The organism is Myxococcus sp. CA023, assembly GCF_010998615.1.
GTDB lineage: Bacteria > Myxococcota > Myxococcia > Myxococcales > Myxococcaceae > Myxococcus.
Genome location: NZ_JAAEAH010000011.1, coordinates 110504 through 134779, shown reverse-complemented (window position 1 = coordinate 134779; position 24276 = coordinate 110504). Strand labels below are relative to the sequence as shown.

Annotated in this window: 23 protein-coding genes; 12 read left to right on the top strand and 11 right to left on the bottom strand. The window is 69.3% G+C overall.

Annotated features, from left to right (window positions below):
• Positions 1–26: 26 nt before the first annotated feature.
• The gene (locus F8M74_RS07230; RefSeq protein ID WP_141256110.1) at positions 27–788 is read right to left on the bottom strand and encodes an SDR family oxidoreductase; all 762 of its coding nucleotides are present in this window, start codon (positions 786–788) and stop codon (positions 27–29) included.
• A 50-nt stretch (positions 789–838) separates the two neighbouring features.
• Complete coding sequence (locus tag F8M74_RS07225; RefSeq protein ID WP_228560495.1) at positions 839–1864, bottom strand: histone deacetylase; 1026 nt, start codon at positions 1862–1864, stop codon at positions 839–841.
• Positions 1865–1975: 111 nt separating this feature from the next.
• On the opposite strand from F8M74_RS07225, the gene F8M74_RS07220 reads away from it, so the two are divergent.
• The 5 genes from F8M74_RS07220 (at position 1976) to F8M74_RS07200 (ending at position 8358) form a co-directional block, all read left to right on the top strand.
• Positions 1976–4024, top strand: coding sequence for a HAMP domain-containing methyl-accepting chemotaxis protein (locus tag F8M74_RS07220; RefSeq protein ID WP_141256114.1), 2049 nt, complete (start codon positions 1976–1978; stop codon positions 4022–4024).
• A gap of 10 nt (positions 4025–4034) precedes the next feature.
• On the top strand, positions 4035–5312 hold the full coding sequence (locus F8M74_RS07215; protein ID WP_141256116.1) for an MFS transporter: 1278 nt from the start codon (positions 4035–4037) through the stop codon (positions 5310–5312).
• A gap of 132 nt (positions 5313–5444) precedes the next feature.
• The gene (locus F8M74_RS07210; RefSeq protein ID WP_141256118.1) at positions 5445–5993 is read left to right on the top strand and encodes a twin-arginine translocase TatA/TatE family subunit; all 549 of its coding nucleotides are present in this window, start codon (positions 5445–5447) and stop codon (positions 5991–5993) included.
• A gap of 48 nt (positions 5994–6041) precedes the next feature.
• The gene (locus F8M74_RS07205) at positions 6042–7247 is read left to right on the top strand and encodes a twin-arginine translocase subunit TatC (protein WP_141256120.1); all 1206 of its coding nucleotides are present in this window, start codon (positions 6042–6044) and stop codon (positions 7245–7247) included.
• 13 nt (positions 7248–7260) lie between these two features.
• Complete coding sequence (locus F8M74_RS07200) at positions 7261–8358, top strand: TrkA family potassium uptake protein (RefSeq protein ID WP_141256121.1); 1098 nt, start codon at positions 7261–7263, stop codon at positions 8356–8358.
• Here F8M74_RS07200 and F8M74_RS07195 read toward each other — a convergent pair.
• Positions 8330–9649: an alpha/beta fold hydrolase gene (locus tag F8M74_RS07195; protein WP_141256122.1), complete on the bottom strand. Its 1320-nt coding sequence runs from the start codon at positions 9647–9649 to the stop codon at positions 8330–8332. The genes F8M74_RS07200 and F8M74_RS07195 overlap by 29 nt on opposite strands.
• A gap of 285 nt (positions 9650–9934) precedes the next feature.
• Positions 9935–10303 carry a nuclear transport factor 2 family protein gene (locus F8M74_RS07190; protein WP_216620039.1) on the bottom strand — a complete coding sequence of 123 codons (369 nt, stop codon included), beginning with the start codon at positions 10301–10303 and terminating at the stop codon, positions 9935–9937.
• A 166-nt stretch (positions 10304–10469) separates the two neighbouring features.
• Between F8M74_RS07190 and F8M74_RS07185 the strand changes: the two genes are divergently transcribed.
• Entirely contained in the window at positions 10470–11330 is an 861-nt protein-coding gene (locus tag F8M74_RS07185; RefSeq protein ID WP_171410269.1) for a methylated-DNA--[protein]-cysteine S-methyltransferase, read from the top strand.
• On the opposite strand, the gene F8M74_RS07180 is transcribed toward F8M74_RS07185, so the two are convergent.
• Genes F8M74_RS07180 through F8M74_RS07165 form a run of 4 tightly spaced genes read right to left on the bottom strand, consistent with a single transcriptional unit; the run spans position 11317 to position 15165 of the window.
• Positions 11317–12009 carry a histidine phosphatase family protein gene (locus F8M74_RS07180; protein ID WP_141256125.1) on the bottom strand — a complete coding sequence of 231 codons (693 nt, stop codon included), beginning with the start codon at positions 12007–12009 and terminating at the stop codon, positions 11317–11319. The genes F8M74_RS07185 and F8M74_RS07180 overlap by 14 nt on opposite strands.
• Complete coding sequence (locus tag F8M74_RS07175) at positions 12009–13082, bottom strand: phosphotransferase family protein (RefSeq protein ID WP_141256126.1); 1074 nt, start codon at positions 13080–13082, stop codon at positions 12009–12011. Before F8M74_RS07175 ends, F8M74_RS07180 begins: the two co-directional genes overlap by 1 nt.
• A 17-nt stretch (positions 13083–13099) precedes the next feature.
• Entirely contained in the window at positions 13100–13924 is an 825-nt protein-coding gene (locus F8M74_RS07170) for an SDR family oxidoreductase (protein ID WP_141256127.1), read from the bottom strand.
• A 5-nt stretch (positions 13925–13929) separates the two neighbouring features.
• Entirely contained in the window at positions 13930–15165 is a 1236-nt protein-coding gene (locus F8M74_RS07165) for an acyl-CoA dehydrogenase family protein (RefSeq protein ID WP_141256141.1), read from the bottom strand.
• 59 nt (positions 15166–15224) lie between these two features.
• Between F8M74_RS07165 and F8M74_RS07160 the strand changes: the two genes are divergently transcribed.
• Positions 15225–16130, top strand: coding sequence for a LysR family transcriptional regulator (locus F8M74_RS07160; protein ID WP_141256128.1), 906 nt, complete (start codon positions 15225–15227; stop codon positions 16128–16130).
• 175 nt (positions 16131–16305) lie between these two features.
• Here the strand turns inward: F8M74_RS07160 and F8M74_RS07155 are convergent, their stop codons facing one another.
• Positions 16306–17154, bottom strand: a complete 849-nt coding sequence (locus F8M74_RS07155; RefSeq protein WP_141256129.1) for an aldose epimerase — start codon at positions 17152–17154, stop codon at positions 16306–16308.
• A 7-nt stretch (positions 17155–17161) separates the two neighbouring features.
• On the bottom strand, positions 17162–18817 hold the full coding sequence (pruA, locus tag F8M74_RS07150; protein ID WP_141256130.1) for an L-glutamate gamma-semialdehyde dehydrogenase: 1656 nt from the start codon (positions 18815–18817) through the stop codon (positions 17162–17164).
• 170 nt (positions 18818–18987) lie between these two features.
• Between pruA and F8M74_RS07145 the strand changes: the two genes are divergently transcribed.
• Genes F8M74_RS07145 through uraH form a run of 5 tightly spaced genes read left to right on the top strand, consistent with a single transcriptional unit; the run spans position 18988 to position 23694 of the window.
• A complete protein-coding gene (locus F8M74_RS07145) occupies positions 18988–20433 on the top strand; it encodes an FAD/NAD(P)-binding protein (RefSeq protein WP_141256131.1) in 1446 nt (481 codons plus the stop codon).
• The gene (gene allB / locus F8M74_RS07140) at positions 20430–21800 is read left to right on the top strand and encodes an allantoinase AllB (protein WP_141256132.1); all 1371 of its coding nucleotides are present in this window, start codon (positions 20430–20432) and stop codon (positions 21798–21800) included. Before F8M74_RS07145 ends, allB begins: the two co-directional genes overlap by 4 nt.
• A 21-nt stretch (positions 21801–21821) precedes the next feature.
• Complete coding sequence (alc, locus tag F8M74_RS07135; protein ID WP_141256133.1) at positions 21822–22844, top strand: allantoicase; 1023 nt, start codon at positions 21822–21824, stop codon at positions 22842–22844.
• A complete protein-coding gene (uraD, locus tag F8M74_RS07130) occupies positions 22841–23353 on the top strand; it encodes a 2-oxo-4-hydroxy-4-carboxy-5-ureidoimidazoline decarboxylase (protein WP_141256134.1) in 513 nt (170 codons plus the stop codon). Before alc ends, uraD begins: the two co-directional genes overlap by 4 nt.
• The gene (gene uraH, locus F8M74_RS07125; RefSeq protein WP_141256135.1) at positions 23350–23694 is read left to right on the top strand and encodes a hydroxyisourate hydrolase; all 345 of its coding nucleotides are present in this window, start codon (positions 23350–23352) and stop codon (positions 23692–23694) included. The genes uraD and uraH overlap by 4 nt, the downstream gene beginning before the upstream one ends.
• A gap of 29 nt (positions 23695–23723) precedes the next feature.
• Here the strand turns inward: uraH and F8M74_RS07120 are convergent, their stop codons facing one another.
• Positions 23724–24143, bottom strand: a complete 420-nt coding sequence (locus tag F8M74_RS07120) for a DUF488 domain-containing protein (RefSeq protein WP_140799747.1) — start codon at positions 24141–24143, stop codon at positions 23724–23726.
• Positions 24144–24276: the final 133 nt, after the last annotated feature.

The following is a 24276-nucleotide window of genomic DNA, read 5'->3' as shown; positions in this document are numbered from 1 at the left end:
TCTCCGGGAAAGGGGAAGAGGGAAGGTCAGCGCAGCCGCCGCGCGGCCGCGTCGAAGAGCGGATTGGGCAGCACCTTCGCCATGCGCGTGGGCACCGCGAGCTGCCAGGGGAAGGACACCTCCGCGTCGCCCCGGACGATGCCTTTGCCCATCAGCTCCACCGCGTCATGTGTCTCCATGAGGAAGGGCATGGGGAAGTTGTTGGTGGCGGTCAGCTCGCTCTTCACGAAGCCGGGATAGATGCAGGTGACGCGCACGCCGGTGTCGCGCAGGTCCACGCGCAGGCTCTCCATGAAGGTGGACAGGAAGGCCTTGGACGCGGAGTAGGCCGCGTGGCCGGCCAGCCCGCGGAAGCCCGCGAGGCTGGAGACGCCCACCAGGTGCCCGCGCTTGCGCTCCACCATCTGGGGCAGCACGGCGCTCAGCGTGGCGGCGGCGCCGGTGACGTTGGTGTCGATGATGCCGCGCACGCGCTCCCACGGGAGGCGCTTCGCATTCGTCGTGCCGCCGACGCCCGCGTTGGCCACCACCAGGTCCAGCCCGCCCGCTTCCGCGTCCAGCGCGCGGATGCGCTCCAGGGTGGCGTCCGCCTTCGTGACGTCCAGCTCCACGGGCTCCACGGTGACGCCGGCCGCCTGGGCCTCGTCCCGCAGGGCCTGGAGCTGCGGCAGGCGGCGTCCGGCGGCGAACACGCGGACGCCCCGCTTGGCGAGCCACAGCGCCAGCCCGCGTCCCAGGCCGCTGGATGCACCCGTCACCAACGCCGTCCGGTAGTTCATCTCCGCCATGCAGTCCTCCCGTGTGCTGCCGGGCTTCTGGCACGCCGTCCAGCCAACGTCTATACGCGAGGCCAGTACGGCCGCATCGCCTCGCGGCTCACCCGCAGCGCGTCCTTCGCGTCCGCGTGCGTGTCACCCGTGGGGAAGCTGTCCTTGCGCCCGGCGAGCACCTCCACGCAGGCATGCACGGATTGGGACAAGCCCTCCAGCGAATAGCCGCCCTCCAGCAGCAGCACCAGCCGGCCCTGGCACACGCTGTCGGCCAGGGACTTCATCGCCGAACACATGGCCGCGAAGCCGCGCTCGCTGACGTCCATGCCGCCAATCGGGTCGTGCTGGTGCGAGTCGAAGCCCGCGGAGACGAGGATGAGCTGGGGCCGGTACGCCTCCGCCACGGGCAGCAGCAGCTCCTCGAAAATCATCCCGTAGTCCGCGTCCGAGTTGCCGCCCGGCAGGCCCACGTTGACGGTGTAGCCCTCGCCCGCGCCCACGCCCACCTCCGGCGCGGCGCCGGTGCCCGGGAAGTAGGGGAACTGGTGCACCGACTGATACATGACGTCCCGGCGCGACCAGAACGCCGCTTGCGTGCCGTTGCCGTGGTGCACGTCCCAGTCGAGCACCAGCACGCGCTCGGCGCCCAGCTTCCGGCCCGCCTCCGCGGCGATGGCCGCGTTGTTGTACAGGCAGAAGCCCATGGCCTTGTCGGGCTCGGCATGGTGTCCGGGCGGGCGCACCAGCGCGAAGGCGTTGCGGGCCTCGCCCTTCATCACCGCCTCCACCGCCTGCACGGAGGCGCCCGCGGCCAACCGCGCCGCGTCCACGCTGTCGGGGGACACCTGGGTGTCCGGGTCGATTTGCGCGCGGTGCCCGTTGATGCGCTGGAGGTACGCCAGCAGCTCCGGCGTGTGAACCGAGGCCAGCTCCGCCTCCGTGGCGGAGCGCGGGGCGGTCATCACCGTGCCCTTCACCGGCGTGCTGGCCAGCACCCCGAGGATGCGGCGCAGCCGGGAGGGCGACTCGGGGTGGCTCTGCCCAGGGTCGTGCTGGAAGAAGAGCGGGTCCGTCAGTAGCAGGGTGGAGGACATCGGGATGACCTTACGCATCCGCCAGGCGGGAAGTCAGCGCCCCCGGGGGACAGGCCGCGTTGGCGCCCTGTTCTTGCCCTGCCGGTGTTTCCCTCCCTACAGTGCCTCGTCTTGGCTCTCCGGTTCAAGAAACCCGGCCTGCGCAGCCTGCTGCTGGGCTCCTTCGCGCTCGTCCTCGCCCTCATCCTGGGGACGCTCTTCTTCGTCGTACCCTCGCGCGTGGAAGCCCACCTGGAGCAGCGCCTGCAGAAGCGGGGCGAGGCCCGTGCGAGCCAGGCCGTCAGCATGCTCATGGCCCAGCCCGCCGCGGCCCTGCCCGACAGCTTGGAGCGGCTGCGCGCGGGCGACGACGACTTCAAGGTGCTGGCCGTCCTCTCCAGCGAGGGGCAGGTGCTGGCCACCCATCCGGCCGAGCCGCCCGCGTGGTTCCAGGCGGAGCTGAAGGCCCGGCAGGGTCAGCCGCTGGATGGCTTCCGCTTCGCCAATGGTGACCGCTCCGTGGCGCGCTCGGTGACGCTGTCGGGCGGCGTGGTGGGGCAGGCGCTGCTGGTGCTCGACAACTCCGGGCTGGACGCGGTCGTCACCGAACTCCAGCGCGTCGTGATGCTCGCGTTCGGCATCGGCCTGGCGCTGTTCCTGCTGGTGGCCTTCTTCATCTCCCGCGCCTTCATCCTGGTGCCGCTGGACGCGATGATGGGCATGGCCCGGCGGCTGGCGGAGGCGGACCTCACCGGCCGCGTGGACGTGGGGACGCGGGACGAGCTGGGCCAGCTCGCCGAGGCGCTCAACCGCATCGCCCAGAGCTGGCGTGACACGCTGGGCCGGGTGCGCGGCGTGTCGGACGTGGTGGCGGGCGTGGTGGAGCAGATTCACCGCACCGGCACCACGGTGTCGTCCGGCGCGGGCACGGTGCAGGCGCGCGTGGAGGAGACGTCCTCCTCCATGGTGGAGATGATGGCCTCGCTGCGAGGCATCGCGGAGAACGTGGAGGTCCTCTACCAGAGCGCGGAGGAGAGCAGCTCCTCCATCATGGAGATGGCCGCCACCAATGACGAGGTGGCGGAGAACGTCCAGGCCATGGCCGCCAGCGTGGAGGAGACCACCAGCGCCATCGAGGAGATGACGTTCTCCATCAAGGAGGTGGCCACCAACATCCAGGAGCTGTCCGCCTCCACGGAGGAGACGTCCTCGGCCATCAGCCAGATGGACGCCGCCATCGGTCAGGTGGAGGCCAACGCGAAGGAGACGGCCCGCCTGTCCGAACAGGTCTTCGACGACGCGCAGACGGGCGTGGAGTCGCTGCGCAAGACGCTCACCGGCATCGACCGCATCAAGGAGACGAGCCGCAGCGCGGCCCACGTCATCGAGAGTTTGGGCCGGCGCATCTCCGAGATTGGCAACATCCTCAACGTCATCGACGACGTGGCGGAGCAGACGAACCTGCTGGCGCTCAACGCGGCCATCATCGCCGCGCAGGCGGGTGAGCACGGCAAGGGCTTCGCGGTGGTGGCGGAGGAAATCAAGGACCTGGCCGAGCGCACCGGCGCGTCCACGAAGGAGATTGCCGAGCTCATCCGCAGCATCCAGGAGGAGAGCCGCAACGCCGTGGTGGTGATGAACCAGGGCGTGCGCAGCGTGGAGGAGGGCGTGCAGCTGGGCCGGGAGGCGGAAGGGGCGCTGCGGAAAATCAACGACAGCACCCAGAAGTCCACGCAGATGGTGAAGGCCATTGCCCGGGCCACCGTGGAGCAGGCGCGCGGCAGCAAGCAGGTGACGGCCTCCATCCACCGCATCAGCGAGACGGTGCAGCAGATTTCCAAGGCCTCCAACGAGCAGGCCCGCGGCGGCGAGCAGATCATGAAGAGCGCGGAGAAGATGAAGGCGCTCACCGCCCACGTGCAGCGCAGCAGCCAGGAGCAGGCGCACGGCAGCAAGCAGATCACCCGCTCCATCGAGAGCATCAACGAGATGGTCACCCACCTGAACCGCGCCCAGAAGGAGCAGACGAAGGGCAGCGAGCAGGTGCTCAAGGCGGTGGAGACCATCAAGGGCGTGTCCGAGCACCAGACACGCTCCGTGAAGCAGTTGGAGGAGGCCATCGACAACCTCCAGCGTCAGGCGGAAATCCTCCGTGCGGAGGTTCGCCGCTTCCGGGTGTAGACACGTCTTCATGCCGAATCAACGACAGGTCTCCGAGCGCGCTGTGGTGGCGCTCATCGGCGCGGTCCAGTTCGTCAACATCCTGGACTTCGTGATGGTGATGCCGCTGGGCCCGGACTTCGCGAAGGGGCTGGGCATCGCGTCGTCGCACATCGGCATCATTGGCGGCGCGTACACGGCTGCCGCCAGCGTGGCGGGGCTGGCTGGTGGCTACTTCCTGGACCGCTTCGACCGCCGCAAGGCGCTGGCGGTGTCCATGCTGGGCCTGGTGGTGGCCACCGCGGCGGGTGGCTTCGCCACGGGCATGTCCACGCTGCTGTTGGCGCGCGTGGTGGCGGGCATCTTCGGCGGGCCGGCCACGTCGCTGTCGCTGTCCATCATCGCGGACCTGGTCCCCGTGGAGCGGCGCGGACGCGCGCTGGGCGCGGTGATGGGCGCCTTCTCCGTGGCCTCGGTGGCGGGCGTACCCATGGCGCTGAAGCTGGCCGAGTTCGGAGGCTGGCGCGTGCCCTTCTTCGCGGTGGCCGCCATGGGCCTGCTGGTGGTGCTGGGCGCCATCTTCTACCTGCCACCCGTGCGTGGCCATCTGGACGCGGGGCCCCGCCAACAGGCCGGCGTGCTCGAGCTGTTGGGCAACCGGGACATCCAGCTGTCGTACGTGATGACGGCGTTGGTGATGATGGCGGGCTTCGTCCTCATCCCCAACCTGTCCGCCTATCTGCAGCAGAACGTGGGCTACCCGCGCGAGCTGCTCTGGCTGCCGTACTTCATCGGCGGCATCGCCAGCTTCGCGACGCTCCGGGTGGCGGGGCCCATGGTGGACCGGTACGGCTCCTTCGTGGTGGGCACGGTGGGCTCCATGCTGGTGCTGCTGTCCACCTACGTGGGCTTCGTCCACCTGCCGCGCTGGATGCCCGTGCCCGTCATCTTCACGCTTTTCATGGTGGCCATGGGGACGCGCAACGTCGCGTACAACACGCTGACGTCACGGGTGCCGGAAACCCCGGTGCGTGCGCGCTTCATGTCCCTCCAGTCCGCCGTCCAGCACATGGCCGCCGCAGTGGGGGCCTTCCTCAGCGCCCGGCTGCTGACGGACCTGCCAGACGGGACCCTGGGCGGCATTCCTCGAATGGCCGGAGTGTCCATGGTCCTGACGCTGTTGCTGCCCGCCTTGCTGTGGGTGGTGGAGCGGCGGGTGCACAGCAGGGAGCAGGCACGGGCGCTGGCGGTGGCTTCCTCGCAAGGAATGGCGGTTCCGCTCTCGCCCGGGGCGGATTCTCACGCGTAGTATGAAAGGGCGCCTTCGGGTTGCCTGCCGCCCATTCCGGGTGGCGGGCGGACGCTTTGGCGAGACGAACGGTTGCGCCTGTCTCCCCGGGGCGCGATAAACCGGGCTGCTCCGGGGAGCGCGTCAGGAAAAATGTTCAACATCGGCGCAGGCGAAATGGTGTTCATCCTGGTGGCCGCGCTGCTCATTCTCGGGCCGCAGCGGTTGCCCGAGCTCGCGCGCGGCATCGGCAAGTTCCTGCGCGAGTTCCGCCGCCAGACGGATGAGGTCCGCAACGTCGTGGAGCGTGAGTTCTACGCCATGGACCAGGAAATCGGAGAGCCTCCCACCGCGCCCGTGAGGCCCGGGACGCGCTTCGCGCCCCAGCCGCCGCAGGTCGTGGGTGGGCCCGAGGCCACCCTGCCTCCCGCCACGGACGGCGCGTCGCCTCCGGCCGATGCGGCGTCCCCTCAGTCCTCGTCGCCCCCGCAGGTGCTGGAAATGGACGCGCAGGGGCCTCGTGAGGTGCCCACCTCCGACGTGCATGCCGGGGAGACGCCCGCGCAGGACGCCGCGACCGCGGAGCCGGGCGCGGAGCCCACCGCCGAGGCGCCGCCCGAGCCCACTGCTTCCTCCGCCACCTCGCCCACGCTGTCGCCCATCCCGGGGACGGTGGCGCGCAACGCCCCGAAACGGAGCTGAGTCCTGAGCCCCCCGCCCATCAACCCCGGTGCCGACTCCGAACTGCGCATGAGTCTGGCGGATCACCTGACGGAGCTCCGCTCGCGCCTCATGCGGTGCACCATCGCGGTGCTCGTCCTGGGGACGATTTCGCTCGTCTTCGCCAAGCCGATTTTCGGCCTGCTGATGCAGCCGGTGCTGGATGCGCTGCCCCCCGAGAATCGCTCGCTCATCTACACGTCCGGCATCGAAGAGCTGAACGTCCTGATGAAGGTGGGCGTGTACTGCGGCATCTTCCTCACCACGCCCGTCATCCTGATGCAGATCTGGGGCTTCGTCTCGCCCGGCCTGTATCCGGAGGAGCGCCGCTTCGCCGCGCCCTTCGTGGCGTTCGGCTCCATCGCCTTCCTCCTCGGCGCCGCCTTCTGTTACTTCGCGGTGCTGCCCTCCATGTTCACCTTCCTCCTCAACGAGGAGGAGACGCTCGCGCTGGAGCAGCGCCTGGATACGGCCCGGCTGCGCGCGGATGACGCCTTGCGCTTCCTTCGCCTGGGCGAAGCGGAGGAGGCGGGGCGCATCGCGAAGGAGACGAGCACCCAACTGCGCGCGGAGGGCCAGGGCCAGGCACCCGCGCCCACGGCCGCGCCCGCCGCCAGCGTGGAGATGACGGGGCGGCTGGATGGCCTGGGGCGGCTCTTGGACGCGGCGTCGGTGGGCTACGGCGCGCAGTCCCGCGGCGTGCTGCGGCAGGCGGTGGAGAAGCGCGTGGAGGCCGTGACGGCCTACGAGAAGAAGGACTTCGCGGCGGCGGCGGCGGCCATGGACGGCTCGGCGAGCCTGCTGGCGGGCATCGCCCCCACGCGCACCGAGGAGCTGGCGGGGCTGTGGCGGCTGGAGAAGGAGCTGGCCACGGCGCACGCGGCGCATGAGGCGGCGCGGTGGACGCGGCCCATGTTGTCCATGCACGAGCAGCTCTCGCTGGTGCTGCTGCTCATCCTCGCCTTCGGCATCATCTTCGAGCTGCCGCTCGTCATGGCCCTGCTGGGCGTGGTGGGCGTGGTGAAGTCGTCCTGGCTCTTCAGGTACCAGCGCCACGCCTTCGTGGTGTGCCTCATCGCGGCGGCCATCATCACCCCCACGGGAGACGTGGTGAACCTGTCGCTGATGGCCGGCCCCATGCTGCTCTGCTACGAGCTGGGCGTGCTGCTGGTGTGGATGGTGGAGCGGCGTCGCGCGCGGAACTCGGCGGAAACGGGCATCACCCCGGCGTCGTAGTCGAGGAGCCTCCATGAAGCAGTCCCGCAGGCACTTCCGGGCCAATCTGCGCTACCTGCGGGCGCTGGTACGGCGCTTTCGCACCACGCTGGTGCTGTCCGCCGTGCTGTTCCTGGGAGGGCCGCTGCTCTTCCATTGGCGCTTCCGCGGGCCGGACGGCGCTCGCATCGACTTCGGCGAGGCGCTGCACCACACCTACTTCCTGCTCTACGGCCAGCCGTCGCTGCCCTATGTGGACGACTGGCTGGTGGAGTTGCTCAACCTGGTGATTCCGCCATCAGGCATTGCGCTGGTCGCGGATGGTGTGGTGCGCTTCGCGTACCTCTTCTTCGCCCGGCACAAGAACGACAAGGAGTGGATCGAAGTGGTCTCCGAGACGATGAAGGGCCACGTCGTGGTGTGTGGAGCGGGGCGGGTGGGCTACCGCGTGGTGACGCAGCTGCGGGAGATGGGCAAGGACGTGGTGGTGGTGGAGAAGCGCGAGGACGCGGCCTTCGTGTCCGCGCTGCGCGACGAGCTGGTGCCGCTGCTCATCGACGACACGCGCAGCCCGCTGTGCCTGCCTCGCACCAACGTGAAGGACGCGTCCGCCATCGTCTGCGCGACGGACGACGACCTGGCGAACCTCAACATCGCCCTGGATGCGCGCAAGCTCAACCCGGACATTCGCGTGGTCATCCGCCTCTTCGACGACGACTTGAGCGGCAAGGTGCGCGAGACGTTCAAGGCGGAGGCGCTCTCCAGCTCGTCGCTGGCGGCCCCGGCCATGGCGCTGGCGGCCATGGACCCGCGCATCGTCCACTCGTTCCACCTGGCGAAGCACCTGATGGTCGTCTCGCTGTTCGAGGCGCGCTTGGGGCTGCCGGGGCTCACCATCTCCGAGGTGCGGGACCGGTTCGGCTGCCTGGCGCTGTCGCTGCAACGCAATGGCGAGGAGCGGCTTCACCCTCAGGGGGATGAGGTCATCCGGCCTGGAGACGTGCTGTCGCTCCAGGCGTCCTATCCGGAGTACCGGCGGCTGCGCGCCTTCACCCACGAGGCCGAGCCGCCCCTGTGGTCCCACCACGCGCCGGTGGCCGTGGTCACGCCTTCGTCCCGCAAGGTGAGCTGAGGGCGGGGCGCACCTCCGGCCAGCGCGGGAAGGCATGCTCCGGGCCCCTGGCCGTGGGCAGGGCGAGCGCCCGCGCGAGCAGGACGGCCATGGCGTCCCACTCCAGCAGGAAGCCGTCGTGCCCATGCTGACTGGACAGCGTGGCGTGCTCGGCGTGGAGGCCGTGCTCGCGCAGCCGCCGCGCCAGCGTCGCCATGTGGCTGGGGAAGAAGAGCTGGTCGGTGTCGATGCCCACGCACAGCGCGCTCGCGCGGATGCGGGCCAGGCCGCCTCCCGGGAAGCGTGACAAGTCGTGGTGGTCCATGGCGCCCAGCTGCGCCAGGTACGCGCGCGCGTCGAAGCGACTCTCCAGCTTCTGGCCCTGGTATTCCAGATAGCTGTGCATGGGGTGCAGCGCGCGTGAGGACCACTCGGCGGGGCGGCCCTGGAGCGCTTCCAGGCCGGGCTCCGCGCGGTAGGTGAGCATCGCGAGCTGCCGGGCCAATTCCAGGCCCCGGCGGGGGGACTCGGGGAAGCCCGGGTCCATCAGCAGGGCCTGCCGCGCCACGTGGTTGAGGCCCACCACCCACGCGGTGGCGGACTCCGTGGTGGCGATGGGGAAGAGTCGCGCGAAGCGCTCCGGCGCCAACGCCGCGAGGCAGAGCACCACCATGCCGCCCAGTGAGCCGCCGGTGACGAGCTCCACTTCGTCCAGACCCAGCGCGTCCATGGCCAGCAGGATGCTCCGGGCCTGGTCCCACGGCGTGACGGTGGCGGGCAGGCGCTGTTCGTCCTGGCTCAGGTCGCCCTTGGGCAGCGGCAACGGCGGACCGAAGCGCGCGTCGTCCGTCCGCAGCGGGAAGCCCTCGTCGGCGGGGCCGCTGGTGCCGTAGCAGGAGCCCAGGTTGTTGAAGCACAGGAGCCGCACGCGGGAAGGGTCCAGCGCGCGCCGCGGGCCAATGAGTGGCTCCCACCAGCCGCCCTTGCCGCCCGCGCGCATGTCGCCGGTGAGCGCGTGGACCAGCAGCACCGTGGGGATGGGCGCGGGGGCTCGGGCCGGGCCTCGATGACGGGCTCCCGCCGCGAGCGCCTGCTGTTCGGCCACGGTGCGGCGGACGACGCGCAGCGCGCTCGCCTGGGCTTCGTCCTCGGAGAGGACGCGTGCGCGCGACTCGAGCCAGGGGACGTCTTCCGCGGGGCCCCACCACCAGCCGCGGACGAGGTGGTTCGTGAGGCGGGCACCTGCCTCCAGCGTCAAGTCGGGCAGGGAGACGTCGAAGACGCGCGGGGCGGGAAGGTGGGTGGTGGACACGGAGACTCTCCGGGGGCGATGCGGGAACGGCCCTCCTGAAGGTGAGGGCTGGGAGAAGACGGCGTGCCGTCAGGTGGAGGCGCGCGTGGAGAGCAGGGGGCGCGTGTCCAGAAACGACGGAGCCCACCAACCCTCGCGGGTGGATGGGCTCGGAGGCTCACCAGGGTCGGACGGACATCAGCCGAACCTGGAGGGCGAGAGCCCACCCGGCATCGACATTCGACACATGGCGCTTAGCGACGTCATTGGCGCTAACGGATAAGCGCTCGTCTCTCAGGAGTCAAGTCAACCCACCGCCGTGCACTGGGCCGCGACGACCTGGGGCGCGTCGTCCACAACCTGCCACACGCGCGTGTAGCGGAAGCTCCCTTCGAAGTGGGCTCCCTGGAACTCACCGGATAGCGCGGCATGGACGATGACCACGGCGCCCGCGGAGAGGTAGCGGAAGTGTGTGTCGGTGAAGTCCACCCGTGTGAGGCGCAGGGCTCCCGAGCGATGCGATTCCAGGTCGGCTTCCTTGTCGAGGACGCGGCCGGTGTGGCTGACGAAGAGGAGGTCGTCGGAGAGGAGGGCGTCGAGCGCAGCGACATCGCTCGAGAGCATGGCCTGTCTCAGCGCCTCTTCCGCGGCCAGGAAGTCTTCCTCTGGAAGCATGACGCTCCTTGTCTGAGGCGACGTGCGGGGTGGAGTTTCCGGTTGTTGCACAATGACACCTCATGTCATCGCACGCCCGGCGCGCGAGGACAGCGCAAGAACCGGGTTGCTCCACCATGTGTTGGCGGACATACGTTTTCGCGAAGCGCATCCCAGGAGCATCGGCATGGCATCCAGCGACTACGCCCGTATCGAACAAGCCATCCTCTACCTCGACGCACATGCGCGCGAGCAGCCGTCCCTGGACGACGTGGCCGCGCACGTGGGGCTGAGCACCTTCCACTTCCAGCGGCTCTTCTCGCGCTGGGCGGGCATCAGCCCCAAGCGCTTCATCCAGGTTCACACGCTGAGCTCGGCCCGGCGCCTGCTCGACGAGCGTCGCAGCGTGCTGGAGACGTCGCTGGAGGTCGGCTTGTCGGGCAGCGGCCGGCTGCATGAACTCTTCGTGACGCTGACGTCGATGACACCGGGGGAATACAAGCTGGGCGGTGAAGGGCTCACCGTGCGCCATGGCGTCCACCTGTCACCGTTCGGCGCGTGTCTGCTCGCCGTCTGCGAGCGTGGCATCTGCGGCCTGCACTTCCTCTCGGGTGAGTCAGAGGAGGAGGCGCTCGCCTCGCTGCGCAAGCAGTGGCCGCGCGCCACGTTCGAGGCGTCCGCCGAGGGCACGGCGCCATGGATGGAGCGCATCTTCCAGGCGGGGCACGGTGGCTCGGAGTCGAGCCCCTTGTCGGTGCTGGTGCGGGGCACGCCCTTCCAGGTGCAGGTGTGGCAGGCGCTGCTGCGGGTGCCGTCGGGCGAGGTGACGACGTACGAGGACCTCGCACGCGCCATTGGAAAGCCCAAGGCGATGCGCGCGGTGGGTTCGGCGGTAGGCGAGAACCCCGTGGGGCTCTTGATTCCCTGTCACCGCGTGCTGCGCAAGACGGGCGTCTTCGGGGAGTACCGCTGGGGCGCCTCACGCAAGCGGGCGATGCTGGCGTGGGAGGACTTGCGGTACGACGGCGCGCCGCTCAGCGGTATGTGAGCAGCGCGCGCTGGGCGCCTTCGAAGTGGCTGTGCTCGTTGAGCGTGGACAGATAACGGCCGCGCTCGCTGTAGATGACCTTGGTGAGGCCGCAGTTCGCCAGCGTCAGGTTGAGGCGGAAGGCGTGCTCGTCGGGGATGCGGAGCAGCTCCTGGCAGATGGCGGTGATGGTGCCCCCGGAGGTGAAGACGAGCGCGTTCTTCGACGCGCCCATCTTCTGGATGAGGGCATCCAGCGCGCGGCGGCACCGCTCGCCGAAGGCGGACCAGGGCTCGGTGTACTCCGCGTCGTGCTGGCCGGCCACCCAGCGGGCCACGGCGTCGGAGAAGAGCGCCTGGTAGGCGCGCCGGGGTGACTCCGTCCGTGACAGCTCCGCTCGGAGCACATCCGGGTCCGCGTAGCGTGGCGTGTGCCGGGCGACGATTTCCTCGTGGTCGAACTCGTTGAAGCCCGCCGTCTGCACGGCCACGGTGCCGCAGCCGAGCGCGGCGAGGCACGCCTCCGCTGTCTGCCGGTGCCGCGCCATGGTGCCGGTGACGACGGCGTCCACGCGGGGCAGCCGCTCGCGCAGGGACTCGCCGAGCACCCGGGCCTGTACGAGGCCTGTCTCCGACAGTTGGTCGTAGTTCGCCGCGCCGAACGAGGCCTGTCCGTGCCGGACCAGATACACCACGCCCATCAGCGCGCCCCCTTCCGGATGAGCCGGTGGCAGCGCCAGCCCAGGTAGTTGACCAGCACCCAGAAGTTCTTGAACGCGGGGTTGCGCGTCTGCTTGTGGTGGTAGCGGTAGTAGATTTGCTGGGCGATGACGGCGAGCCGGAAGAGGCCGAACACCTCGTAGAAGGTCCAGTTGGCGGGCTTCAGCTTCGTCTGGTCCAGGTAGTACGCCACGACCTCCTCGCGCCGGAGCATGCCGGGCAGGTGCGTGGGTTGGCGCCGCGTGGAGCGCATCAGGAAGTCGTCGTCGGCATGGACCCAATAGGCCAGCGCGCTGCCCAGGTCCATCAGCGGGTCACCCAGGGTGGCCATCTCCCAGTCGAGCACGCCGATGATGCGCGTGGGCTCCTCCGGAGCGAGCACCACGTTGTCGAAGCGCCAGTCGTTGTGGATGACGCACGTGGCGATGTCCGCGGGCGTGTTCGCCTTGAGCCAGTCGCGCACGTAGCGGAAGCTGGCGACGTTCCACGTCTGTGCCTTCTCGTAGCGCGCCGACCAGCCCTCCACCTGCCGCGTGGGATAGCCCGGCCCCTTGCCCAGTGACGTCAGGCCCACCGCCACCGGGTCCACGGCGTGCAGCTCCACGAGCTTGGCGATGACGTTGAGGCACAGCGTCCGCGTCTGCTTCGCGTCCAGCGCCAGCCCCCGGGGCAGGTGCTTGCGCGGGATGAGCCCCTCGATGCGCTCCATGACGTAGAAGTCGGAGCCCATCACGGCCGGGTCCTGGCACAGGCCCACCATGGTGGGGACGACGGGATAGGCCGGCTTCAGCGCCTGCTGCACCGTGTACTCACGGGCCATGTCGTGCGCCGACTTCGCCTTCGTCCCCGCGGGAGGGCGGCGCAGGATGAGGTCCCGGTTGGCGTACTTCAGCCGGTACGTCCAGTTGGAGGCACCGCCCGCGTACTGCGTGACTTCCGGGGTGCCCTCCAGCGTGGGGACCTGGGCCTTGAGCCAGGCATCCACGGCGGGGAGGTTCAGCTCCTCACCCGGGCGCACGGCGCCAGCGGGGTCGATGGTCGCGGTCGGTGGCATGCGTGATGGCCCCTTGTTCAGCCGGCCTTTGGATGCGCGCCAGGGCGCATGCCCCGCGTGTTCCGGCGCATGACCCACGCGTAGAGGTCGCGTGGCAGCAGGCGCTTCATCCGCCAGGCCCTGCGGCCGTCCGCGTGGGGCAGGATGTAGAAACCGCGCTCGGCCACCGCGTCGAAGACGTCGTTGGCGATGTCATCCGCGGTGATGGCGGAGCGCTCCAGCAGCCGCGCCATGGTGGCCCCCAGCCGAGGGTCCGTGGTGCGCAGCGAATCACCCAGGTTCGTCTTGAAGAAGGACGGGCACACGACGCTGACGCCGATGCCGTACTCCGCCAGTTCGTTGTGCAGCGTCTCGGACAGCGACACGACGGCGGCCTTGGTCGCGTTGTAGCTGCTCATCAGCGGCACATCGAGCAGGCCCGCCATGGATGCCACGTTGACGATGTGGCCGTGGCCCTGCTTCTTGAAGGCAGGCGTGAACACCTTGCACCCACGCACGACGCCCAGCAGGTTGATGTCGATGATCCACTGCCAGTCGTCAATCGACACGTCTTCGATGGCGCCGGCCTGCGCGACACCAGCGTTGTTGATGACTACGTCCACGCCGCCCCACTGCGCCGTGAGCCAGTCCAGGGCCTCGCGCAGGTCCTCCTCACGCCGCACGTCACAGCGCAGGTAATGGGCCTGGGGCGCCAACGCGGAGAGCTCCTTCAATGCCTCCTCGCCGCGGGTGTCGTTGACGTCGCCGATGCAGACCTTCCAGCCGGCGCGAGCGAAGCGCACGGCGATGGCCTTGCCAAGTCCGCTGGCACCACCGGTGATGAAGATGCGTTGAGTTGCCATGGCCGTCAGCTCCGGGAGAACCCCCGCTTCGACAGCTCGATGCGGGCAATGAGACCCTTGTGCACTTCGTCCGGGCCATCCGCGAGGCGCAGGCTGCGCGCCTGGGCGAAGAATCCCGCCAGCGGCGTATCTTGGGATACACCCGCGCCGCCGTGAAGCTGGATGGCGTCGTCCACCACCTTCTGGAGGACACTTGGCGCGACGACCTTGATGGCGGAAATCTCCGTCATGGCGCCGAGCGCTCCCACCTGGTCCATCTTCCAGGCCGCGTAGAGCGTCAGCAGCCGTGCCTGGTCGATGGCGATGCGCGCCTCAGCCACCTTCTCGCGGTTTCCACCCAGGTTGAGTAGCGGTTTCCCGAAGGCCGTGCGCTTCATGCCTCGGTCAATCATCAGCTCCAGGGACCGCTCCGCGGCTCCGATGCAGCGCATGCAGTGGTGGATGCGCCCCGGTCCGAGCCGGCCCTGGGCAATCTCGAAGCCCATCCCCGGTCCGGCGATGATGTTGTCGCGCGGTACGCGCACGTTGTCGAAGTGCACCTCGCCGTGGCCGTGGGGCGCGTCGTAGTCGCCGTAGACGGGGAGCATGCGGCGGATGTTCACGCCCGGCGCGTCCAGTGGCACCAGCACCATGGAGTGCTGGTGGTGGCGGTCCCCTCCAGTGTCGGGAGTGCGGGCCATGAAGATGACCACCTTCGCGTTGGGGTGCCCCAGGCCGCTGGACCACCACTTGCTGCCATTGAGGACGACCTCGTCGCCGTCGACGATGGCGGTGGCCGCCATGTTGGTGGCATCCGACGAGGCCACGTCCGGCTCCGTCATACAGAACACCGAGCGGATGTCTGCGGCCAGCAGCGGCTTCAGCCAGCGCTCCTGCTGGGCCTCGGAGCCGTACTTCCAGAGCACCTCCATGTTGCCGGTGTCCGGGGCGCTGCAGTTGAAGACCTCGGGGGCGATGAAGCTGCGGCCCGTCTCCTCGGCGATGGGGGCGTATTCGAGCGTGCTGAGCCCGGCGCCGAGCTTCTCGTCTGGGAGGAACAGGTTCCACAGGCCCTCGGCCTTCGCCTTGGCCTTGAGCTCTTCCATGACGGGCGGCACGCGCCACGTCTTCCAGTCGCCCCCCTGGGCGGTGGCTCGGAGTTCTTCGTGATAGCGGGCCTCCGCCGGCAGGATGTGCTCGCTCATGAAGCGCTTCACGCGCTCCAGGTAGTCCTTGGCTCGCTCACTGGGCTCGAAGTCCATGGCCTTCATCCTGCGCATGGGGCCTTGATGCATCCAGTGAATGTTGGTCATGTGTAACCATGAACCCTGTTCAGGATTCGGCGCGGCTCGCCCGGCTGGACCTCAACCTCTTCCGGGTCTTCGACGTGGTGCTCCGGGAGCGGAACCTGACGCGCGCGGCGGAGGTCTTGTTCCTCAGTCAGTCGGCCGTGAGCCATGCGCTGGCACGCCTGCGCGAGCAGCTGGGAGAGCCGTTGTTCGTCCGGGAGGGGCGCGGTGTGGCGCCCACGGCGTTCGCGGAGCGGTTGGCGCCGGAGATTCGGGAGGCGCTGGCGCTGTTCGAACAGGCGATTCATCGCGGACGCGGCTTCGACCCGCGCCGGGACGTGGGCCAGTTCACGGTGGCGATGAACGACGTGCTGGAGCCGTCGATCCTCCCGCTGCTCGTGGCTCGGTTACGGGCGCACGCGCCGGAGGTCCGCATCTCCAGCGTCCGGCTCGACCGGGCGCGGCTGGAGCGGGACCTCGCGTCGGGGCGGCTCGACCTCTCCATCGACGTGGAGCAGCAGACCGGAGCGGAGCTGAAGCGCACGGCCCTGTTGCAAGACACCTTCTGCGTGGTGAGCCGAAGCAGGCGCAAGCTGGACGTGGCGAAGTACATGGCGGCCCGGCACGTCACCGTGTCCTCGCGCCGCACCGGGCTGGCCGTGGAGGACCTGGTGCTCAGCCGCCTGGGCTACCAGCGTGACGTCGTCGTTCGGTGTCAGCACTACGAGGCTGCGTTCAAACTCGTCGCGGACTCCGACTTGCTGCTGACGATGCCGAGGCGGCGCGCGGCGGAGTTGCACGCGCTGCTGGGCAACCACCTCCTGCCGATGCCGCTGTCCCTGCCCCCGCTGGAGCTTCATGTCTACTGGCACCGGCAGGCGGATGCGGACCCGCGCAACCGCTGGCTGCGAGGCGAATTGCTCGCGCTGACGGGGTAGGGGGCCAGGAGCCCACTGTTCGAAAACTCCATCGAGGTCGGGGCCCCCAGGTCCGGGAGGAGGCTGGGAGGTCGCTGTTCGGAAATGTCGGGGGTTTTGCGCGGCGGCAAATGTCCCGACATTTCCGAACAGCAAGGTGCAGGAGTCGCCCCGGGGGGGCTCCTGGCCCTGCCGTTCAGCCTTGGATATCGAAGCGAAGCGACGTCCGAGTTCCAGGCTGCACGTGCGGCAGCCCTTCCCCCGTGGCCAGCGCACCCTTGGCGGCGGTCCACGGCTCCACGCAGACGAAGTCCTTCCCACGCAGCGTCCACACGACGAGGACGCGGTACTCGGGGCTCCACGACAGGCGAATGGGCTTGAGCCCGGGGCCCCGCTCCAACGTCGTTTCCGGCTTCGAGTGGTCCTTCAAGTGAAGGTCCACTTCCTCCTCGGAGAGGTTCAGCCCGGTGACGTTCATGTCCTGCTTGCGCCAGTTGTCCCACGCGCGCGTGGCGTCCGTGTCCACGCCCGCTTGGGCCTTCGCCGCGTCCGGCACGCGGAAGTACGGATGGAAGCCCAGGTGCAGCGGCATGGGCCGCGTGTCCTGGTTCTCGAACGCGCTCTCCAGCGTGAGCCGTTGGCCGGCCAGCGAGAAGGTGAGCCGTGCGTCGAACCGCCACGGGAAGTGGCGCAGCGTCTCCTCGTTGGAGGACAGCTCCACCACCAGCCGTGATGCGTCCGCATGCCGCACCTTCCACGGAAGTTTCCGCGCGAAGCCGTGCTGCGGCAGCGTGTACTGCTGACGGTCCACGGAATAGGTGTCCCCCGGCAGCGGCCCGGCGTTGGGGAACAGCACGGGGATGCCCCCGCGCACGTTCTTCGCCGGGTCCGCGACCGTGGCCTCGTCGAGGTACAGCAGCTCGTCACCGTCCACGTTCATCCGGGTGACGATGGCACCGCGTGAAGGGATGACCTCCACGCGGCTCCCACCGTCCACCAGCGCGTACGTGTCCAGGCCAGCGATGCCGGGGAACGGACCGTTCATACGTGCCTCAGATGGCGCCTTCGTTCGGGTCGTTGTCCATGAAGGGGTAGGGCACCTTCACGGGCGGGACGAACGTCTCCTTGATGGTGCGGGGGCTGGTCCACCGCACCAGGTTGAGCGCCGAGCCCGCCTTGTCGTTGGTGCCGGACGCGCGGCCACCGCCGAAGGGTTGCTGGCCCACGACAGCGCCGGTGGGCTTGTCGTTGATGTAGAAGTTGCCCGCCGCGTGGCGCAGCTCGCGCAGCGCCGTGTCGATGGCCTTCCGGTCGCGCGCGAACACCGCGCCGGTGAGGGCGTAGGACGCGGCCTGGTCGACCTCGCGCAGCGTCTCCTCGTACTTCGCATCCGGGTAGACGTGCAGGCCCACCAGCGGCGCGAAGATCTCCTCGCGAAGGATGCGGTGGGTGGGGCTGTCGAGCTGCACCAGCGTGGGCTTCACGAACCAACCCTGCTTCCGGTCCACGTCGCCGCCGGCCACGATGCTGGCCCCGCTGTCGCTCTTGGCCAGGTCGATGTACGAGGAGACCTTCTTGAAGGACTTCTCGTCGATGACGGCGCCCATGAAGTTGCTGAAGTCCGACACGTCACCCATGCGGACCTCGCTGATGAGCGCCTGGAGGCGCGGCTTCAGCTTGGGCCACAGGGATTCGGGGATGAAGACGCGGCTGGCCGCGGAGCACTTCTGGCCCTGGTACTCGAAGCCGCCGCGGACGATGGCCACCGCGAGCGCCTCCAGGTCGTCCGCCGCGGACGGGTGGGCGACGATGAAGTCCTTGCCGCCCGTCTCGCCGACGATGCGGGGGTACTGCTTGTACCGGGAGATGTTCTCTCCCACCGTGCGCCACATGGCGTTGAACGTCGGCGTGGAGCCGGTGAAGTGGATGCCGCCCAGGTGCGGACTGGCCAGCACCGGGTTGCCCACCGTGGGGCCGTCACCCGGGAGCATGTTGATGACGCCGTCGGGCAGGCCCGCCTCGCGCAGCAGCTCCATGATGTACCAGGCACTCAGGGCCGCCGTGGACGACGGCTTGAAGAGCACCACGTTGCCCATGATCGCCGGCGCGGTGGCCAGGTTGAGGGCAATGGCCGTGAAGTTGAACGGCGCCACCGCGAAGACGAAGCCGTCCAGCGGACGGTAGTCCGTCATGTTCCACGTCTGGTGCGCGGCCTCCGGCTGCCAGCCGAGAATCTGCTCGGCGAAGTGGACGTTGTAGCGCAGGAAGTCCACGGCCTCGCACGTCGCGTCAATCTCCGCCTGGTGGGCCGTCTTGGACTGACCCAGCATGGTGGCGGCGTTGAGGATGGGACGGTAGCGCGAGGCCAGCAACTCCGCGGCGCGCAGGAAGATGGCGGCGCGCGACTGGAAGGGCATGCGCGCCCAGTCGTCCTTGACGGCCAGGGCGGCCTGGATGGCCTGCTCCGCGTGGCTGGCATCCGCCTCGTGCAGCGTGGCCAGCACGTGCGAGTGGTTGTGCGGCATGCGCACGGTGTCCGTCTTGCCGGTGCGGATGTGCTTGCCGCCGATGATGACGGGGATGTCGATCTGCTCACCGGCCATGCGCTTCAGCTCGGCTTGTACCTCCCGGCGCTCGGCGGTACCGGGCGCATAGGAGAGGACAGGCTCGTTCTTCGGCGGCGGGACGCGGGTATGGGCGTTGATCACGCGGATTCACCTCGGGCGGAAACGAAGGGCGCGCAGCATAGCCAAGCAGCCCAGTGGGGGAAGCGTTGAAGGTGACGTAATCTCCAGTGAACCTTTGGGGTTTTGGACAATTCCCTGTCATTCCGGGGCGTCTTGGCTCACTGACGCGGTGCGCGGATACGATGAGGCCCATGCGCGTCCCCTCGAGCCCCGCCGAGCTGCCTTCCGCCTCTGCTCTCGCCGCGCTGGAAACTCGAATCCGGAAGGACCTGGAGCAGTTGGAGTACCCACGCAGACCGTGGGTGCTGCCGCGCCGCACGCGGGACGGACGGGCCGTGTTGGACGTGCTCGTCATCGGTGGTGGGCAGAGCGGGCTCACCGCCGCCTTCGGGTTGATGCGTGAGCGCGTCACGAACCTGCTCGTGGTGGATGACTGCGAGCAGGGCCTCGCCGGACCGTGGAAGACTTTCGCCCGCATGCACACGCTGCGGACACCCAAGCACCTGACGGGCCCGGACCATAACCTGCCAAGTCTCTGCTTCCAGTCCTGGTACGAGGCGCAGCACGGCGAAGGTTCGTGGGAGGCGGTGGTCCGAATCCCCAAGGAGATGTGGGCGGACTACCTCGACTGGTACCGCGGCACGCTCGCCATCCCCGTGCGGTGTGGCACGCGCGCGGGGGCCATCGCCTGGGGCGCGGAGGAGGACTGCTTCTCCGTTCCACTCATCGACACACGCAAGGGCACCACGGACGTGGTGCATGCGCGCAAGGTGGTGCTGGCCACGGGCATTGACGGCTCTGGCCGCTGGGAAGTGCCGTCCGTGGTGGCCGGGCTGCGGCGCGAGCTGTACGCCCACACGCGTGACGCCATCGACTTCGAGGCCCTGCGTGGCAAGTGCGTGGGGGTGCTCGGCGCAGGGGCCTCCGCATTCGACAACGCCGCCGTGGCGCTGGAGCACGGCGCGGCCGAGGTCCACCTCTTCTACCGCCGCAAGACGCTGCCCAACGTGAATCCCTACCGCTGGGCGGAGTTCGTGGGCTTTCTCAAGCACCACGCGGACCTGCCGGACGCGGACCGCTGGCGTTTCATCCACCGCATCATCGAGATGGGGCAGTTGCCACCGTCGGACACTTTCAGCCGGGCGCGGGCCTTTCCCCAGTTCCACCTGCACGGCGGCAGTCCCTGGCTCGGCGCGGAAGAGGTGGACGGACAGGCGCGCGTCACCACGCCTCATGGGCAGTTCGTGTTCGACAAGCTCATCATCGGTAGCGGCACGGTGACGGACCTGTCGCTGCGTCCGGAGCTGGCGGGCCTCCACGGCGACATCGCCTTGTGGAAGGACCGGTACACGCCGCCCGAGGGACAGTCGCACGCGGACCTGCTGCGGCACCCGTACCTGGGCGCGCACTTCGAGCTTCAGGAGAAGCAACCGGGGAAGGCGCCATGGCTCCAGGGCATCTTCAACTTCACCTTTGGCTGCCTGCTCTCGCTGGGCTTCGGGGGCGCGAGCATCTCCGGCATGAAGTACGGCCTGCCCCGGCTCGTGTCCGGGGTGACGCTGCAGCTCTACGTGGATGACCGGGACGCGTTCTTCGAGTCCCTTGCGGGTTACGACGAGAAGGAATTCGAGCCATGAGTGGAGAGCAGTTCGTGGTGCGCGGCCGACGCGTGGTCACGGGCGAAGGCGTGCGCGAGGCGGCGGTCGTGGTGCGTGGCGGCAAGGTGGCCGCGGTGGTGTCTCACGCGGAGATTCCCTCCGGACTGCCAGTGGTGGACGTGGGCGACAAGGTGCTGATGCCCGGTGTGGTGGACAGCCACGCGCACATCAACGAGCCCGGCCGCACCGAGTGGGAGGGCTTCGAGACGGCCACGCGCGCGGCGGCCGCGGGAGGCATCACCACGGTGGTGGACATGCCGCTCAACTCGCTGCCGCCCACCACCACGCTGGCGGCGCTGAAGCTGAAGGCCGAGGCGGCCCAGGGGCGCTGCCAGGTGGACCATGCCTTCTGGGGCGGCGTCATCCCGGGCAACGCGGGCGAACTGGAGGCGCTCATCGACGCGGGCATCTCCGGCTTCAAGTGCTTCCTGTGCCCCTCCGGCGTGGACGAGTTTCCGCATGCGACGCGCGAGGTGCTCGACGTGGCCATGCCCATCCTCGCGCGCCGGGGCGTCCCGCTCATCGTCCACGCGGAGCTGGAGTCCCCGGTGGAAGGGCTGGTCGCCGGTGGGGACGCGCGCACGTACCGCGGCTACCTGGAGTCGCGCCCGAAGCGCTGGGAGAACGAGGCCATCCGGATGATGGTGGCGTTGGCGCGCGCGCACCGCTGCCGCGTGCACATCGTCCACCTGTCCTCCGCGGAGGCGCTGCCCGTGCTGAGCGAGGCCCGGCGCGAGGGCCTGGACGTGTCGGTGGAGACGTGCCCGCACTACCTGAGCTTCACGGCGGAGGAGATTGAGGACGGCGCGACCCACTTCAAGTGCGCGCCACCCATCCGCGAGGCGGAGAACCGCGAGCGGCTGTGGGCCGGGCTGGCGCAGGGGGACATCGAGCTGGTGGTGTCGGACCACTCACCGTGCACGCCCGCGCTGAAGCACCTGGAGCGCGGCGACTTCGGCGCGGCCTGGGGCGGCATCGCGTCGTTGCAGCTCAGCCTGCCGGCGGTGTGGACGGAGGCGAAGCGGCGCGGATTGGGGCTGGAGTCGCTGGTGCGCTGGATGTGCGAAGCCCCCGCGCGGCTGGTGGGCCTCGCGGGTGTCAAGGGGACGCTGGCGCCCGGTGCGGACGCGGACCTGGTGGTGTTCGACCCGGATGCTTCATTCGCCGTGGAGCCACAGCGCCTGCTACACCGTCATCCGATAACGCCGTACGCGGGCCGGACGTTGACGGGCGTGGTGGAGATGACGTTCCTGCGAGGGACGAGGGTTTTCGAGCGCGGCCAGCCGATGCCGCGCCCGTCGGGACTCTGGGTGCGCCGCCCCGTGGGGACGCGCGCCGCTGCTTGAAGCACTTGGGAGACACACACCATGCACTCACCCGAAGAGGGAAGGCTGCGGATTGCCTTCACTGAATTCATCGACCTGGCCGCGGAGAACGTGGGCGGTCAGGCGCTGCTGGCCAGCGATGAGTTCTTCGCGGGGAAGGAGAACCTGCTGAAGCCCGGCCGGGGCATCTTCATCCCCGGCAAGTTCACTGAGAACGGCAAGTGGATGGACGGCTGGGAGTCGCGCCGCAAGCGCGTCCCGGGCCATGACTGGTGCATCCTCAAGCTCGGCCTGCCGGGCGTCGTGCGCGGCGTGGACATCGACACCAACCACTTCCTCGGCAACTTCCCCGAGTACGCCTCGGTGGATGCGTTGGAGGTGGAGGGCTCGCCCACGCCCGAGGCCCTGGCCGAGGCCACCTGGACGCCCATCCTCCCGCAGCTCAAGCTGCAGGGCGGCACGCGCAACCTGTTCCCCATCGCCAGCGACAAGCGCTGGACGCACCTGCGGCTCAACATCTTCCCGGATGGCGGCGTGGCCCGCTTCCGCGTCCATGGCGAGGTGCGGCCGGACTTCGAGCGCCTGTCCCACGCCGGCGGTACGGTGGACCTGGCGGCGGCGGAGAATGGCGGCACGGTGGTGGCGTGCAATGACTCCTTCTTCGGCCCCAAGGACAACCTCATCCTCCCGGGGCGCGCCGCCAACATGGGCGAGGGCTGGGAGACGCGGCGCAAGCGCGTGCTGCCGGGCTTCGACTGGATTGTGGTGAAGCTCGCCGTCCCGGGCACCGTGCAGCGCGTGGAGGTGGACACGGCCTTCTTCAAGGGCAACTACCCGGACACGTGCTCCATCGAAGGCTGCTACCTGCGCGAGCCGGTGGTGGACTTCGCCAACGCGCATGACATCGCGTGGACGGAGTTGCTGCCGCGCACGAAGCTCCAAGCGCACCACCGCCACTTCTACGAGTCCGAGCTGGCGGCGAAGGGGCCCTTCACCCACGTGCGTCTGAAAATCTATCCCGACGGCGGCGTCAGCCGGCTGCGGGTCCACGGGCGGCCCGCATGAGCAGCGGACTGACTCGACTCAATTCCCTGTTGCCGTCGGAGGCGCGCGCGGAGTTGATGCGCTGCTGCGGCGCATCCCGCTGGGCGGACGGCATGGTGCGTTCGCGGCCCTTCCGCGACGCGCAGCACCTGTTCTCGGAGTCGGCGTGGCTCTGGAAGCAGACGGGACCGGACGACTGGCGTGAGGCCATGACGCACCACCCGCGCATCGGTGACGTGTCCCAGCTGCGCGCGAAGTTCGCATCCACCGCCTCGTGGTCCTCGCAGGAGCAGGGTGGGGTGCAGGGCGCGGACGAGGCGGTGTTGCAAGGGCTGGCGGAGGGCAACGCCGCCTACGAGCAGCGCTTCGGTTTCATCTTCCTGGTGTGCGCCACGGGCAAGAGCGCGGCGGAGATGCTGGAGCTCTTGCGCGAGCGGCTGGACAACGCACCGGACGAGGAGCTGCGCATCGCGGCCGGGGAGCAGGCGAAAATCACCCGCATCCGACTGGAGAAGCTGCTGGCGTCATGAGCACTCTGTCCACTCACGTTCTCGACACGCACCGGGGCCGGCCGGCGTCCGGTGTTCCCATCACCCTGGAGCTGCAAGGCGACTCGGGCGAATGGACGCAGCTGGCGCGCGGCGTCACCAACGGCGACGGCCGCGTGCGCGACTTCCTGCCCCAGGGGGCGCGCGTGGAGCCGGGCGTCTACCGGATGGCCTTCGACACCGGGGCGTACTTCCGGGCGCTCGGCGTGCGCGGTTTCTACCCGTCGGTGACGGTGGTGTTCGAACTCACGGCGCCGGACGAGCACTACCACGTCCCGCTGCTGCTGAGCCCCTTCGGCTACTCCACGTACCGGGGGAGTTGAGCCACGGCGCGCTTTCCCTTGGCGGCACGTCAGGTGTGTCGCGTCGAGCGGCCCCGGCCTCGCCGCGAGGCACATGGAGGCTTCTTCGGAGCGGCGCCGCCGGACGCCTCTTCGAGGAACTGTTGGAGGGCCGCCGCGTTGTTGTGCTCGGTGTCATGGGCGCTGTAGACGAGCGTCACCGTGCCGTGGCGCGCGGCTTCGAGCAGGGGCTGCCATGCCGCGGGATTCGCCGCGAGCTCGGCGGTGTATCTCCGGCAGAACTCGGACCAGCGGTCAGGGTCGTGTGCAAACCACTTCCGCAGCTCGGTGCTGGGGGCTGCATCCTTCAGCCAGGCTTCGATGGGAAGCGCTGTCTTCCGTACGCCTCGCGGCCACAGCCGTTCCACCAGGAAGCGCCGCCCATCCGTGCGGCTTGCTGCTTCGTACGCCCGCTTGAGTCGAATCGTCACCGGACCACCCCGTGTGTCACCCGTTCGTTGGTGGCAACGCCCGGGCGCCATGCGGCCGTCCCGCGCTCCAGCGAGGCCGGCGCCCGTCTTCTCACTCGCGACGCGCCGTGCCGGGTGCTTCGGGGTGGGCGGC